This is a genomic window from Nostoc sp. DedSLP03 (assembly GCF_034530815.1).
GTDB lineage: Bacteria > Cyanobacteriota > Cyanobacteriia > Cyanobacteriales > Nostocaceae > Nostoc.
Map to the genome: position 1 here is coordinate 101027 of NZ_JAVRCK010000016.1, position 16021 is coordinate 117047.

At 43.2% G+C, this 16021-nt stretch carries 12 protein-coding genes; 4 read left to right on the forward strand and 8 right to left on the reverse strand.

Annotated features, from left to right (window positions below):
* From RM368_RS10510 to RM368_RS10545, 8 genes are all read right to left on the reverse strand, one after another.
* A complete protein-coding gene (locus RM368_RS10510) occupies positions 1-1197 on the reverse strand; it encodes a hypothetical protein (protein ID WP_322694018.1) in 1197 nt (398 codons plus the stop codon).
* 17 nt (positions 1198-1214) lie between these two features.
* The gene (locus RM368_RS10515) at positions 1215-2471 is read right to left on the reverse strand and encodes a hypothetical protein (protein WP_322694019.1); all 1257 of its coding nucleotides are present in this window, start codon (positions 2469-2471) and stop codon (positions 1215-1217) included.
* 16 nt (positions 2472-2487) lie between these two features.
* A complete protein-coding gene (locus RM368_RS10520; RefSeq protein ID WP_322694020.1) occupies positions 2488-3183 on the reverse strand; it encodes a carbohydrate deacetylase in 696 nt (231 codons plus the stop codon).
* Positions 3184-3242: 59 nt separating this feature from the next.
* Positions 3243-5054 carry an ABC transporter ATP-binding protein gene (locus tag RM368_RS10525; RefSeq protein WP_322694021.1) on the reverse strand — a complete coding sequence of 604 codons (1812 nt, stop codon included), beginning with the start codon at positions 5052-5054 and terminating at the stop codon, positions 3243-3245.
* A complete protein-coding gene (locus RM368_RS10530; protein WP_322694022.1) occupies positions 5051-6841 on the reverse strand; it encodes an ABC transporter ATP-binding protein in 1791 nt (596 codons plus the stop codon). Before RM368_RS10530 ends, RM368_RS10525 begins: the two co-directional genes overlap by 4 nt.
* 177 nt (positions 6842-7018) lie before the next feature.
* Positions 7019-7585: a hypothetical protein gene (locus RM368_RS10535; RefSeq protein WP_322694023.1), complete on the reverse strand. Its 567-nt coding sequence runs from the start codon at positions 7583-7585 to the stop codon at positions 7019-7021.
* A 121-nt stretch (positions 7586-7706) separates the two neighbouring features.
* A complete protein-coding gene (locus RM368_RS10540; protein WP_322694024.1) occupies positions 7707-9761 on the reverse strand; it encodes a glycosyltransferase in 2055 nt (684 codons plus the stop codon).
* Positions 9762-10196: 435 nt separating this feature from the next.
* Positions 10197-12542 carry an NACHT domain-containing NTPase gene (locus tag RM368_RS10545; RefSeq protein ID WP_322694025.1) on the reverse strand — a complete coding sequence of 782 codons (2346 nt, stop codon included), beginning with the start codon at positions 12540-12542 and terminating at the stop codon, positions 10197-10199.
* A gap of 964 nt (positions 12543-13506) precedes the next feature.
* Between RM368_RS10545 and RM368_RS10550 the strand changes: the two genes are divergently transcribed.
* The 4 genes from RM368_RS10550 (at position 13507) to RM368_RS10565 (ending at position 15778) form a co-directional block, all read left to right on the forward strand.
* Positions 13507-13974, forward strand: coding sequence for a DUF4870 domain-containing protein (locus RM368_RS10550; protein WP_322694026.1), 468 nt, complete (start codon positions 13507-13509; stop codon positions 13972-13974).
* A gap of 169 nt (positions 13975-14143) precedes the next feature.
* Positions 14144-15241: a Gfo/Idh/MocA family oxidoreductase gene (locus RM368_RS10555; RefSeq protein WP_322694027.1), complete on the forward strand. Its 1098-nt coding sequence runs from the start codon at positions 14144-14146 to the stop codon at positions 15239-15241.
* 7 nt (positions 15242-15248) lie between these two features.
* Positions 15249-15494, forward strand: a complete 246-nt coding sequence (locus RM368_RS10560) for an HNH endonuclease (RefSeq protein ID WP_322694028.1) — start codon at positions 15249-15251, stop codon at positions 15492-15494.
* 38 nt (positions 15495-15532) lie between these two features.
* Positions 15533-15778 (forward strand): hypothetical protein, encoded by a 246-nt coding sequence (locus tag RM368_RS10565; protein WP_322694029.1) that lies wholly within the window; start codon positions 15533-15535, stop codon positions 15776-15778.
* The last annotated feature ends 243 nt before the right edge of the window (positions 15779-16021 follow it).

Here is a 16021-nt window from a genome sequence, read left to right on the forward strand (position 1 = left end):
TTATAACCCCGCTCGTTCCATGAGACTGCCAATCACTTTCTCTGCGGCAAAGTACTCTGAGGCAATTTCACGAGCTGCCCGACAATTGCCTTCGTAGTCGCTTTCGATCGCGTCCACTGCCGCGAGAATATCTTCCATAGTGTTGAATGCAAATAATCCCTTTCCTGTGGGTAAGAACTTGCTAAACCCTGTTTCTTGTGTTATTACAGGACGGCCTGCTGCCAGATAGCAGACAGAGCGATCGCTGAACCAGCCAGTGCGAGGACGAACATACTGATCCTTTGTCACAGTGAACTCGCCTAGAGAGGCACAAATATAGTTACGATAGGCGATCGGATCGGATAATGCCCTAGCACAAACAATCCGCCAACCGTGATTAATCATTTCAGCTTCCTCTTGAGCATTAATACCTTCAAGAGCAAGCTCAAGCGGTAGCAAAGATTTTGCTGGAAGGTCTATGAAACGCCGGAATTCTCGGTCTTTGCGCCAGTAATACTTTTCCCCCTGCCAAAGGATATCATTGTCCCAATGCTCCCAGTTTGAGATAGTTGTCAGAGCTGAGTCCAAAATTGGTGGACTATCGGTAAACCACCAATCGAGACAAACTGGCGGTCGCGTCGGATGCCACTGGTATCGATCGACGGGTACAAGACAGTCGGGCGCTCCAAGATTCTCGCCATAGGTGAATAAGTAATTGTAAGCATCAAGTTGCTCAATCTTTTGAGCGTCATTCTCGGCTACTTTAATCTGATCGACCATCGGATCGGTTTGTAAATATATAAGACAGGCTATATTGTCGTGCTCACTACGTAGGGGATGGTATCCACATAGATTGATGACTGCATCCGCTTCCTTGTATAATTTTGCCAATCCCATTAAGTCACGTGCTCCCAGGGTTGCATCTCGCACTCCTGGAGGACGGAAAATCCAACGATCGCCCAAACCGATACTATCCATGTATTGGGCAAGATAGCGCACATTTGCTGAATATTCTGATGTATGCCAGCAGAAGGTAATGGGATTTAATAGTTCGCTGTCAGTATCCTCGACGTACCATACATCGAAACCTAATCGCCGCAAGCCTGCTAGATAGTGGAGCACTTGCCAAGTCATGCCTCCAAATGGGAAGGATGCTAGCATTCCCCAGACGACGACTATTCCCCGATTAGCAGGCGGATAGTCAAAAGAAAGGATCATTGGGTTCACTCTATCCATCATTGAAATTTAAGAGCATAGTTGAGGATGCCATTCAAAGTTTGTTTAGCTTCAAAATATGTTTCAGCAATTTCCCTTGCTGCTCGACAGTGCTTTTGATAATTAGTATTTATTGTTGCTAAAGCATCGGCTGCTTCACTAAGCGTCGAGAACCGGAACATCCCCTCGCCATCGGGTAGGAAGGAACTCGACCCAGTATGTTGAACAACAACAGGTTTCCCGCTTGCTAAATAGCAGAGCGTGCGATCGCTAATCCAGGCATTTTGAAACTTCATGCATGAAGGTTTAGCGCAACTAAACTCTCCTCGCGACATTTGGATGTAAGATTGATACCTATCTGGACTGCTAGCCATTTTGTAGGCATGACGCACCCGCCAACCATAGCTCTCCAGCACTTCTCGATCCTCTGCGTCTCCTTTATAATCAGTAACATCACGCGGTACGATATTGTTGGCTTGCCAGCTTTGCTCTTTTTTGCTTTGATCGTCTTCCACGTCTCCCTCACCCAGGCACAGCGCCAGCTCAAGCACTTGGTCGGTTAAGCGCGGCAGTTCCACAAATTGCATGAAGGAAACTCGCTTGTTGTTCTCGTAGCAGATATCCTGCCCGTCCGTAATCCATTCCCCTTTGCCACCATTGCCCCACCAACCGGAGACAGTCGTAAATGCTTTGCTGTTGGGATTGTAAACGTATGGCCACAATTCAAGACATACTGGTGGTCGAATTCGCATCCAAGTCAAACCACAATCCGAAAACTTAGCGCTAGGTGTGCCGACAGTTTCACCAGTACTAAAGTAATAATCGTGTGGGGGTACGGCGAGCTGTCCAACTGTTATCCAAAATTGTAATAAACCTGGATCGATATCTATTAAAGCAGTCCGTCGAAAACATGAAAGCAAAGCTGGATGAATACCGTAGTAAAAATTTAGTAAAAGGTCTGCTTGCCGAAAGATTGCCTGTGCCTTTGATGACCAAACTCCGATGTATTCATACTCGCTGCCACGATCGGATATCGCGTTCTGGTCTGAATAAAGAATGACCTTTCCACTAAGTCCATAGCGTTCCATACGTTGATAAAACGTTGAAAGCATAAGTTTATCCTGCTCTCGATCGCCGCTACTGTAGAAGCGCTCTAGCCAATACACCTCACATCCCAACTGGCGCAGCCCTTGCACATATTGCATATAAACCCAGAAATGACCCCCTCCTTCTGGAAAGGTCACGACGTTTGATGGGGAGATGACAACGACAGACATAATACTTCCCTCCCAACTAAGCTGATAAGTTTGCTAGCAAATTGGCGAGTTCTCGAAAGCCTATAAGTTGGATCTGGAGTTCCGTGAGCTTGCTTCTGATGATTGGGCTGCAAAGCGTTTGTAATTCCGTTTCTCGCTCGATCGCATAGGTTGATGAAAACTCTGGATCGACGTAACCTGGATGGCAGCTCAATTCAGTAAACCCTTCCTGAACTTCGGTTTCTAGCATTTGAACTAAATTTTCTACGCTAATCTGCTCTAGGTGTGTCTCTCCATCCCATTGCCCATAAAAGCTGGGGAAATAACGAACCGGAGAGTGTTCTCTTAATGGCAATCGATATTGCTGCGCCAAATTAAGGAAGTAAGGCAGTAATTGAGGAGAGCGATGGATGTTATGATGCGAGTCAAGATGAGTCGGTAGACGCCCTATTAGCTCTTGAAAGCGTTCCAATTGGCGATTTAGTTCGGCACGGCATCGCTCCAAAGTCGTGAGATCGAGTGCTAATTCTCCATCCTCGGTTGTGATATTTACATGCAAACCAACGCTCAGTTCGGGTAGTTTACGGCTTAAGATAGCTGCTTCCTCACTCGCTGGCATATTCACCATTAAGCTCGTGCTAGTTAGGACTCCGTTACAGTGGGCTTCAACAATGCCACTGTTAATTCCTTGACTAGCACCAAAATCATCTCCATTAACAATGCAATACTTCATGGATCAAACTCTTTAAACAGAAATTTTGCTAGTTTTCTAACCACCTGTTTGCGACGAATTCACGATCGCAGATCGCATGGTTGAGTTGAGCCGAAGTGTAATTTATACAGCTTCTTGTAATAGCCACTTACCGCTAGCAACTCCTCATGAGTTCCCATCTCTACTACTTTCCCCCGATCTAAAACTACGATTCGGTCGGCTCGTTGAATTGTCGAAAGGCGATGGGCAATGATAAACGTAGTCCGTCCTGCCATCAGTCGCTCTAAAGCTTCTAGCAGCAGAAACTCGGTTTGAGCATCTAGGGCGGAGGTGGGTTCATCCAGAATTAGCACTGGAGCATCCTTGAGCAGGGCGCGGGCGATCGCTAACCGTTGTTTCTCGCCCCCTGAAAGTGTGGCTCCACGCTCACCAATTACCGTGTCATAACCTTGAGGTAATCGTTGAATAAAGCTGTCAGCATTCGCAACTTGAGCGGCTTTGACGATCGCTTCGCGGCTAGCATTAAAGCAGCCATAGGCAATGTTTTCAGCAATAGTTATCGGTAGTAAAAACGGCTCTTGCAGTACTAAGGCAATCTGCTCGCGCAAGTTTTTGACTGGCACACTTTGGACATCCACCCCATCAAAGAGGACTCGTCCCTGCCAAGGATCAAAAAACCGGAGAATCAGGGAGACTAGGGTAGTTTTGCCAGCACCCGTTGCGCCTACGAGTGCGATCGTTTCTCCCGGTTGCGCTTCTAGGGTAATTTCTTGAAGGACGGGATAGTTCGGTTCATAACCAAAGGTGACTTTCTCTAAACATACGTGCCCGCGTCCTCCTACTGGACGAACTGGCAATGGTCTGGCATTAGGAGCATCCTGCACCCCATCTTGAGCATCCAAAACCTCTAACACTCTCCTAGCACTAGCAGCTGCGCCAGCAAAACTCGAAGACATATAAGCCAGAGTCGCCATCGGCACGTACAAGGAGGCGAGATAAGAGAGGAAGACAAGTAAAGAACCAATTGAGAGTGACCCATCCAAAACCTGGAAGCCACCGTAAGCCATGATTGCTGCTGTTCCAACTGCGGTTACACCTCCCACCCCAACTTTGAATTGCATTTGGGCAAGGATAGAGTGTACATAAGCTTGCAGGGCTTTTTGAGACAGGTAGCGAAAGCGCCGATCTTCGTGTGCTTCACGTCCGAATGCTTGAATAATCGGTATTGCTGTCAAGGTCTGCTCGCTGAGTGCGACGATCTCACCTTCAAATTGTTGATACTGATAGGTTCGTTCAGTCATGGGCTGGTTAAAGACCCAAATTAGTAAGATTATTAAAGGAGCGATCGTCAGCGAGAGCAATGAAAGCAGTTGATTAATCTGCCACATCACGCCGAACATTGCGACCAAATTCACCAGAGAAGTAAGCACGGGTAGAAAAACCCCCATTGCCAGATTCTGAATACAGATGCTGTCAGTCATTACCCGCCTGACCAGATCGCCAGCGCGCTGTTGGTTGTGGAATCTCAAAGAAAGATGCTGTAAGCGATCGAACAGTGCTGCTCCCAAGTCATAAACCATCTGGCTGCCAACACCAGCACCAACATATTCCTGTATCAGCCGAACTCCCTCACTGGATAAAAATAAAACGATTGTGGCAGCTGCTAACCAAGCGAGCAACTGCATATTGGATTCACTACCAGGCAAGGTTTTGAGCCAAACAATGTTATTTGGTAGCGATTGGTTGTTCAGGACGCAATCAACAATCAACTTCAAAGGCCAAGGCTTGAGTACATTCAGCCCGACATTAATCAGCATTAGCAGCATGACAAAAATAAGTCCGCGCCAACGAACCAGGGCGTAACGTGCCAGTCGCAACCACCACAGTTTCATAGAACAACCTCCTGCGGCGGTTTGGAAAACTGCAAGGAGTGCAAACGCTGGTATAAACCATTGATAGCCAGCAACTCTTGATGCGTTCCCATCTCCACAACCTTTCCCTGTTCTAGAACCACAATTCGATCTGCTCGTTGAATCGTGGAAAGTCGATGGGCAATGATAAATGTAGTCCGGCCTTCGATCAGGCGATCTAAAGCTTCTAGGAGTAAATTCTCAGTCTGGGCATCCAGGGCAGAAGTAGGTTCATCGAGAATCAGTACTGGCGCATCCTTGAGCAGGGCGCGGGCGATCGCTATTCGCTGTCTCTGTCCTCCAGAGAGGAGTGCCCCTCTTTCACCGATCGGGGTATCATACCCTTGGGGCAACTGTTGGATGAAGTCGTCCGCCTTTGCCGCTTTGGCTGCTGCCACAATCTTCGCTAAACTTGCTTCTGGACACCCGTAGGCAATGTTCTCTGCCACCGAAAGCGGCAGTAAAAACGGCTCTTGCAGCATCAGAGCAATTTGCTCGCGCAAGCTTTTCAGTTGTACATCTCGGACATCCACCCCATCAAAAAGGACTCGTCCCTGCCAAGGGTCAAAAAAGCGGGGAATCAGAGAAACCAGTGTACTTTTACCAGCACCTGTCGCGCCGACGAGGGCGATCGTTTCTCCCGGTCGCGCTTCTAGGGTAACTTCTTTGAGGACGGGGTAGTTAGGTTCGTAACCGAAGGTGACTTTCTCTAAACATACGTGTCCGCGTTCTTCCAACGGACGAACTGGCAATGGTCTGGCAGCAGGAGCATCTTGTACCCCATCTTGAGCATCTAAAACTTCTAAAACTCTATCTATATTGGCATCTACAGACTTCAGGCTGCCGTAGATGCCAAATAGACCCTTAAATGCTCCTTGTATAGATTGTAGATATGCTAAAAAGACAAGCAAGCTGCCGATACTCATAGCCCCCAATAACACCTGCTGCCCGCCCACATACAGAACGATCGCAGTACCAATGGTTGTCACAGTACCATTGGCCACACCGTAAACACTCTTGAGCAGAGTTTCGCGTTGTGAGAGAACAACTGCGTCTGCCGCTAAATGCTCAAACTGCCGGGTATTGTAACTCTCTCTACCAAATGCTTGAATCATTGGGATTGCTGTTACCGTTTGGTGGACAAAACTGGTGAGGCGAGACTGGGCTTCACGGTTAAGTTTTGTCCGGCGCTTGAGTCGGGAACCAAAAACAAGGGCTGAACCGCCCATTATTGGGGCTACGAAAAGCGAAAGTAGCGTTAGTAAAGGACTCAGATTCCAGGCGACGATGCTAATAGTTGCTAGTGTCAGCAGGTATTGCACAGGTGAAATCAGCAAAGCACCGCTCAAGGTGTAAACGCAATAGGTATCTCCGGCTAGACGGCTGAGGGAATCACCCACAGTCCGTTGGCTATGGAACAGCAGTGAAAGGCGTTGCAAACGATAGAACAGTTTTTGGGCAAGTTCGTAGACCATATCTTGCCCAGCAGCGCTCCAGGCCCAGTTTAGACTAGTTTCTAGGGTAGCGTTTAGGGCATAAAGTCCAAGGCTACAAACAGCGGCGACAACAACCAGCAACGCTGGTGTGAGCGCCAAGTTAAAATTTCCCAGAAATGAGCGAACCAGCGGGGGGATGACTGCCTGACCGAGAGCATAATCCACCAAGATTTTCATTGGCCAAGGTTGAAGTGTGGCGGTGGCACAAGTGCCAGCCGTGAGACCGAGGATTGCGATTAAGGTACGCCACTGGCGCAGCGGATATCGGAGCATCTGCCCGTATCGATGCATTAGACTTCTTGCAGAAGTAGGGAAAAGGGGAAGGGGAAAGGGGTAAAGGTTTGGTATTTTCCCTTTCCCCTTTAACCTTTTCCCTTTTTCCATCTCTTGCCTCACTTGCAGATTTACCTCTCGTCTGGCCATTTGCTTACTGGAGTACCAAGACGTTTGTCATGGCTGTAATATTACACTTTCTGCGACAGACTGGTTGTTGGTGGTTTGTATTGGCAGCAAGTAAACTCTTTTGGCAACAATCTCCAGTACTTGGTAAAGAATACGTCCCAACTGGAAGTTTTGATATAAGATGACAGTGGCGTTCAGCGTACATAGTGCGACTGTGAGTTTTGCTACTTCTGGCATTCCCAGAACGATCGCCACAATTGCCAAGAGACAATAGCCAACCATCGCCATCATGGCTAACTGTGACATTCTCAAGGCACACCGCACCCGCAAAACTCTTTTGTTACCTCCATGATTTTCAGCACATACTTTCAGCTGAACTTTTGACCAAATCCCCTGATAAATCTCTAAATCCCAGTCGCTCCAGCCTCGATCCATCGCAATGAAATACTTGCAAGGCACGAGTAAATCCATTACCTTTTGCAGCAGGTTCTCCTTTTCGATTCCTGCTTCTGTCCAATAGGACAACTCATAGGCGCGATCGCGCCAGGAAATATTTACTTTGTGCGCTGGCAAATCAAATTGAATTAAATCTGCTTGAGTTAATGTTTGAGTCACGTCGCTTCGCTCCGAATTCAAAATTCAAAATTCAAAATTCAAAAATTTTTGATCCCTATAAATAAAGTTGCTCTGGATCGTGAGTCGTTTTCGGTCATTTTTTTAATGCTTCTATTTTTATTTACAGTTGATCAAACTTTATCGGCTCGGCTTTCTTAAGTTCTTTGATTCGCCATTTATAGCGCTCTATACTACGTACAATCGGCCCCAAGTAAATCAGTAGCGCCACCAGTAACCGTGCCCTTCTTTTGAGAAAACGAGAGTCAATCCGCGCTTGTATAGCACCAGCTACACACCAGCTAAAAGAGATGAGGAACATTACCGCACCCAACCACGGGCGATCGCCGGATAAAAGCGCAAACACAAGTAGGATCAAAGCTGTGACATTCCACTCCAGTGTCAGCGGGAGGTAAGAAATCAGAGACGAGGAAGGCTCGTACAAGGTTTGAAACAGACCGCGACCAAACACGCCAGAGTAGATAATTGGTTGACCGATACGAAGAAATGCCGATAAATCTCCGTAGATTCTCCCCAACCAAGAAGGCTGTCCCAGAAGGTTAAAGCGGTAGGGATGCTGAAAATAAACGAGCGCTTCTGCCTTGCCATAACCTTGCTGCTGTTTGAGATAGGCTGCTACTGTATTACGGCGAAAATGCCATACGATTGCCGTTGGGCTAAAACCAATGGTGTAACCTCGATCTTGCACTCGCCAGCAGATATCAACATCATCCCCAGCAGTACGAAATATCGGGTTGAAGCCGTTAATTTCTTCTAAAACCTCCCGACGAAAAGCCATGTTACAGCCAGCAATATGTTCGGCTACTTCATCACTCAAAAGTATGTGGGTAGGTACGCCCGGAGAGACAGCAACGCAGGCGGGAACAAGAGATTCTTCTGGGGGAGATAAGTTTGGCCCGCCTACAGCAGCTAGACCAGAGGAGAGAAACTTGGCGACCAGATAGGTGAGCCAGTCTGGATCTGCCATACAATCAGAATCGGTATAGGCGACAATCTCGCCAGTTGCGGCGGTCATCCCAACGTTGCGAGCGACGCTTAATCCTTTATTTTCTTGGCTAATTAGCCGTACATAGTCGTAACGCTGAGTAATTTCTAAAGTGCGATCGCTCGATCCATCATTAACTACAATGACTTCATAGTTGGGATAGTTAAGTTCTTTGAGAGAAGCTAGACAACTATCCATCGTGCGTTCAGCATTGTAAGCGCAGACAATCACTGAGACTTTAGGATATTCAGGTAGCGCTGGCGGCAGAGGCGCTGTGTAATACTGCTGAACTGTCTGGAAAGCTGGTTTTTTGAGCCGTTCGGCGTCAACTAGACCAAAAGCCCAATCCTGTATGGCATATCCGCCGGTAAACCATTCATCCGTCCAAGAAAATATGATTGTCCCGGCTGCTCCCATCTCAAAACTAGATGACAGCTTTTGAGAGAGAATTTCGGCTTGGGCTTGGGTTCCTTCACGCATCGAGTCAACGCCAAACTCACTCAGTACTAGAGGTTTATCTTCGACTAGGTTATGGAGTCGTGAGAGGTAGCGACGAAAATCTGTTTCCCGATGTAAGTAAACGTTAAAGCATGAAAAATCAGTAAAGTCAATATTTAAATACTCTGTAGAAGGGTAATTGGCATAGCTCACCAAACCTTCGGGATCGCTGTCTTTTGCTACCGCCATTAACTCTTTAATAAAAGCCCGAACTGGTTTTGCTCCATGCCATCGGACAATATCTGGAGGAATTTCATTACCCACCAAATAGGCAAAGGTAGCGGGATGATTTCGGCAAACTTTAACTCCTTGAACAATGCAGTTACGGATTTCTGCTTTTACAGCAGAAGAGTTAAGGAAGGCAATATGCTGAGACCAAGGTATACCAATTAACAGCCTCAGACCAGAGATTGCAGCTAGATCCAACAGCCAATCAGGTGGAACAGTATAGGTACGCACACAGTTAGCTCCCATTTCTGCCATCATGGCGAAATCTTTTTCCACAACTGATTTTTCTGGAAAGGATTCACCGTGGCTACCAATGGAGAAAGGGCCGTAACTAACTCCTTTAAGAAAAAACTTTTTATCCTGAATAAAGAAAAACTTACCTTTTACTGTGACTGCCTCGCCTTTTGCAAGTGGTTCAGCACAGAAGCCAGAAGGTGTTGAAGTCAATTTTCGCAAATTACCCCCGACAATTCGCTGCAAATTTATTTCCTTGTTGCTGAAACACTACGTCAGTTGGCTCAAAAAAAGAAACACACATATACTTAGTTCAATGCATTGGCAGCATATTTGGCGTTAATACCACCACAATCGCCATTAATTAACAACCTTGTAATAATTAAGAGTGTGTCAGAAGTGGGTTTGCGATCGCGTTTACGAAAATGTATGAATTAACGTATATTTTTAGTCTAGTTTTCTATACAGTTGGTCGATCAAACTCAGCAACACCAATTACTGAGTCAGTTTAAAATCTACAGTTGAATATATAGATTCAGCGTTCAATTTCGGCCAATGGACGAAATTTTGCCAAAAATCTTATACTACATATACTCACTCTGAAAAGAGTACTTTTAAAACTTGTTACTACTATGCTTCATAAACCTGCTAGCTGCCGTATCTCATCAATATTTTAGGGGTGGGTAACAATAACGTTGCTAAAAGACTCTCTGGTACGGTGGGAGTGACTTTACAAGCACTATTAAGGCAATCTACCAATAACTGAGTGGCTGTGTAGTACTGCTTGAGTATTTCTTTTTGCTCCTCGCTGAACTGCCATTGATGACCAATGTTGCGACACTGAACTATCGCCAACCTCAAATTATTAGCCCAAGTTTGACCGTTAGCATTCCACCATTCTTTTAACTTTTCTCTACCTTGAACTGGGGTTGGTAATTGTTCTTTGAGTTTTTGCAAAGAATGCTGTAACTCAGGGAGAAAGACAAGAATTCGGTCATCAGAAAGAGCAAGGCTTAAAGCCAAAACTCGATCTAAAGTCGGCTCGTTAGAGAGAGCAACGCTTAAGTGAAGGGCACACTGAAGAGTTATATCTAGAGCTAAATCAGGGGGAAGATTACTAGTAAGTCTGAGATCGATGCCAAGGGAAAAAGCCAAGTCATTAGTCAAGCTCAGATCGTCGAGAAGTTCTAAAGTTAGATAAAAGGCACGAACAGCTACTCTTTTATGAGTAGACTGAACTGAAAGAGACTTATGGTTAAGCCAGTTGAAGAAATTTTGTAATTGCCAATCGAAGACGACAAGCCGATCGATATGTTGCTTCATTAATTGCAACAGACAAGTCGGATTATCCAACATACCAGCAGTTAGTAAAAAGATTTTGCGCCAACGTGGTTCAGTTAAATGGCTAACCAGATCGATTAATTTTTTTTCTAATATTTGATGGTTTGGGCTAGTAACAAGATTTTTAGCTGTTAAATACTCCTGAAAAGCTATATGCGAAAACGAGTAAACTCCCTGCGCCTGCTGTATTAGTAATCCATGTGTCTCAAGCAGTTTCAGCACTGCTTCACTGTTGAGTTGCAGTATCTCAGGCTCAGTTTGGGTTATGGGTAAGTTACAGAGGTAGTCCGTAATGTATTGCTCGATAATACTTTGTGTGAAAAAGTAATGACCTTGTTTAAAGGTAATAGCAGCAATTTGACTCAGCAGTTCAAGCTTCTGAGCTAAAGACAAATTAAGAGAAATTTCATCTCGTTTAATGTTCCTCACTTTATCCCAGCGATTGAGCAAAGTGTCCAATCCTTGCTTGTAAAATTCGACCTTTCTGATTGGAAAGTCCGAGCAAGCTTGAAACACACAACAAGCCAAATTAAGCAAAAGTGGTCTGACAGCTAGTTCTCGAACTTTTTGATTCTCTAATAACTGTAATTTTTGCACGAATCGACAAGCTAAAGCTTTTCCTTTATCGATGGAATTCTTGCTAACATTGACAAACCAATTTTGCACAAAAGCTTCAATTTGAGAACAATCAAAATCAGCAATTTCAACATCACTAAATTCTTCAAACTGATACTGTTGATAACCGATACGACACGTTAGAATCAACTTATTTTGGTAATAATTTGCAGCAAAACTGCGAATTTTAGTGATGATTTTGGCGTTATCATCTTCTGGAATTTCATCTAAGCCATCCAGTAGAATTAATATTTTGCCATTAACTAATAATGTTTGAATTTCTTGGTCTGAAGCACCGCATTTGGCAAGCTCTTGACTAATATAGTTCAATAAACTATAATTCCCGGTTTCTCTAGCATTCTCCGCAAAGTTTTTCAAGCGAATAAAAATTGGTATCCGGTCTGATAGTAATTTGCCTTGATTGCATTGCATAGCAATATACTGTAAAAACGTGGTTTTACCAGACCCTGGTTTACCTAGTACCATGAGTTTGGGATAGGTGATAACTGCTTGGATTGCAGAAACTCGTTCTTGATAAAGTTGATTAAAAGCAAAACAGTCGAACTCTTCGGGAATGAAGCTTTGTAGGTCGAGGATATCTACCCATCTTCGACTTGTAATATGATTCAGAATATTGGTGCTGACATAAATTTCTTCTAGTTGAATTGGTCGATCGATATCTAACAATCTCGTAGTGCCGCATTGGGATTTAATCTTATCACTTAGACGCGATCGCAACATTTGCACTAAGCTTTCGGTATCTTGGCAGTTTTCCCCTTCCCATTCCTGGTTGTTTTCTGTCAGTAGCCTCTGATTGGGTAGTTCAGCAATATCTTGCCAATCTAAACCGAGTCGAAAGCATATTTCCATAAAGTTCTGACGCTCAATCGGCTTGCCTGTAAAAAATTTCCAGATTGGTTGCCGAGTCTCAAGTCCTATCTCGCTAGCTAAATACTCTTGCGTCCATTCTCTAATTTTAAAAGCCTTTTTTGCTTTCTCAATACCTACACTAGATGCTTTCAACGAACGTCGTGCCATAAAGCAGTTTTTTAATCTCCAGTTATTTACTTAAAGAAATATTTAATTAACTATTGATTCATAAATTATGTCACTTTCATGTTTAGTTTTATCAATTTTTTTTGATATATCTAAACAAGAAATTTGTAACTAAGGTAATCAATGTAATTTCACTGATATTTATTAATACGATCGGTTTAATTACTGAGTTTTAAAACTAACTAATTTCTTTCGAGGCTTCTTCCCTCTTATGGCTTATATTTTACCTTGATTTTGAAAAAAATGTTTTGATGATTTGTGATTTTAAATACGAATTAAAACAATTTAATTAAAAGTGGGAAAGGTAGGAAAAGTAGGAAAGGTAGGATAGATATACAAATTAAAGCAAATTTATTTGATATAACTTATACGTTAAGTCATACATGCTCCTGAAGGCGATCGCAAACAGATTTATTGGATTCCTCCCCTATTTAGAAAACCCTGCTATTAGGTATCCCAAAAGACAGTTGCTATTTTGCCAGTACTGAATGTAAACTTTCAGATTGCGATCGTCCAAGTCGATGAAATTCTTAAAGGTTTTATCTTAAAAAGCTACGCCAAGGCCATCTTTAGCACCGCTATCTGCGAAACTTTATGCCAAAAGGGAGAAGCAAAAAGTCCAAAACCTCTCTCATTTGCATCTCTGCGATCTGAACGATCAGTTTTTAAGCGGACACGGTATCAACTAGCTACGCCTACGCAGGTATACTTTAAAAGTTGTAAATTATACCACAATATGAACCAAACAGTTGTGTTTGCTACTTCGAGTTGCTTAACCTAACTATGATAGAAGTTGCACTATTACCAGGAGAAAACATAACCTGGCAAATAAAACCTCTTTTAGTCAATTATGACCGATAAATACTCAGATTTTAACTTTGGTGGCTTTTTTATAGATAATTATAGTGGGGAATTATCAGCTAAATCCGCTTACAAATAAAAAGCCATGAAAGAAAAACCTAAACAACAAATCCGTATATGGGCGATGTTGTGTCATCTCTCGGCTTTGCTAGGGTGGATATTATTGGGTTTTTTGGTATTTATTGGCATTCCTTTATATTTACCTTTAAATATTTTGCCTCCATTCATAATTTGGCACTTTAAAAAATCTCAATATCCTTGGATTGATTTACAAGGTAAAGAATCATTAAACTTTCAAATTTCTTTAACTTTTTATACTTTTATTACAATCGCAATATCTTTAATTTTAGTAGTAACTAGCTTGAGTCTAGCAGTGACTACTAATGGTTCAATTAATCAAATAAAAAATACTTTAGATAATTTATTAATTATACTTATGTCATTAATTTTATTCAAACTATTACTACAATCCTTTGTAGTGACTTTTGCTGCTGTTAAAGCTTACAATGGCGAGCATTATCGTTACCCCTTTACAATTAGAGTTCTACGATGAGCCTATCTGATAGTATACTAGATTCAAAAGAGCGATCGCTAGATGTTATCAACTCAATAGCAACCGCCAAGTATGAGGAAAATATTGCCGATAAACTTTGATATAACTACATATTAGAGATGAATTATAAGTAAATAATAAGTTGCATAAATATGAGGATAAAAATTAGATGATTGGAGTTGCGATCGCCGGCACTGGATTTGGTCAAAAAGTCCATATACCAGGATTCCAAGCACATTCTCGGACTGAGATAGTTGCTGTTTATCACCGTGATATAAATAAAGCCAGAGCCATAGCAGAATCCCATAATATTCGTCACGCTTCCGACTCACTTGCAGATATTGTGGCATTACCAGAAGTGCAAGCCGTCAGCATTTCGACACCGCCTTTTTTGCACTATGAAATGGCAAAAACTGTACTGCAAGCTGGCAAACATTTATTATTAGAAAAACCGACAACTTTAAATGCATTTGAAGCGAAAGAACTTTATCAGTTAGCTAAAGTCAAAAGCGTCATTGCAACTGTAGACTTTGAATTTCGCTTTGTACCAGCATGGCAATTGTTTGCAGAATTATTGTCAGAAAACTATGTGGGTGAGTTACGCCTAATTAAAATTGATTGGTTAGGTTCTTCTCGTGCTGATGTTTCACGCCCTTGGAATTGGTATTCTGAGAAAGAGAAAGGAGGCGGTGCATTGGGATCTTTGGGTTCTCACGCCTTCGATTATATTCACTGGTTATTCGGGCCAGTGCGTAGATTAAACGCTCATTTAACTACTGCTATTCCTACACGAGTTGACCCGATTAGCGGGAAATCTAAAGCAGTGAATACAGATGATAACTGTATATTAACGCTGGAATTAGCCAATGGTACACCTTGCCAACTTTCTATCAGTGCGGTTGTTTATGCAGCAAGAACCCATTGGGTAGAAGTATATGGCGATCGCGGTACATTAATTGTAGGCAGTGAAAATCAAAAAGATTATATACATGGTTTTCGTGTTTGGGGTTCCCAGCCAGGTAAATCTCTAACAGAAATAGAAATACCGAATCGGTTAATTTTTCCCAAAAATTATGCTGATGGCCGGATTTCGGCATTTATCCGCGTAGTAGACCAATGGGTGCAAGGAATTGACAGCAATCAGGAAATTACACCATCACTACGCGAAGGAATTTATTCTCAGCTGTTGATGGATTTATCTCATGAATCGCATCAAAAATCAAGTTGGGTAGATGTTCCAAGCTTGGAAAGATTTCTGAGTAACTAGAGAGAACATGAGCAAAACTCCCCGCATTCGTATCCCACCGGAAGTAAAGAAATACGTTTTTCAACGCGACAAATACCAGTGTCAAAGCTGCGGTAAAACTACAATAGAAACTCACCTCAGCATCGATCATATCATTCCCCTCGCTCGTGGAGGTCAAAATGATATCAGCAATCTCCAAACTCTCTGTTTTACCTGTAATCAGCAGAAAACAGATAATATCGATCTTCGCTTCCGGCGATATTTTGAACTTTAGGTTACGATGGGATGAGCTATTAGTTTCTCCTCATTTCTATGCCTCAAAATCAAAATAGCAATTCCCTAATATTTCTCAATATTAGAACTATTCTTTTTTACTTCTTCACTATCATAGCTATTTTTGCAGTAGCCTTTCCCTGGTTATATGAGATTAAAACGAAAGCTGGGATCGATATATCACCTGGACGCCATGCAGGAACATTTTTTGAGAAACATACACGCGGACTCTTCAAGTGTGAGTGGCTTTATCCTTACCATTGCGATCGCTCTCACGTTAGGTAAAGGAAGTTACAACGGAATTCTGAAGTAAAACAACAGACTTTATTACCTGAAAAACCCAAGATTTTACCCCACCCTAACCCTCCCCTTGTAAAGGGGAGGGAACCGGATTTTCTTGTTTCCCCGGCACACTGTACTTTTCCTTCCAATCACAAAACCTTATAAAGGGGAGGGAACCGGATTTTCTTGTTTCCCCCCTTTATAAGGCTTGTCATTACCAACATCTTTTAAACTGACTGGGTGATA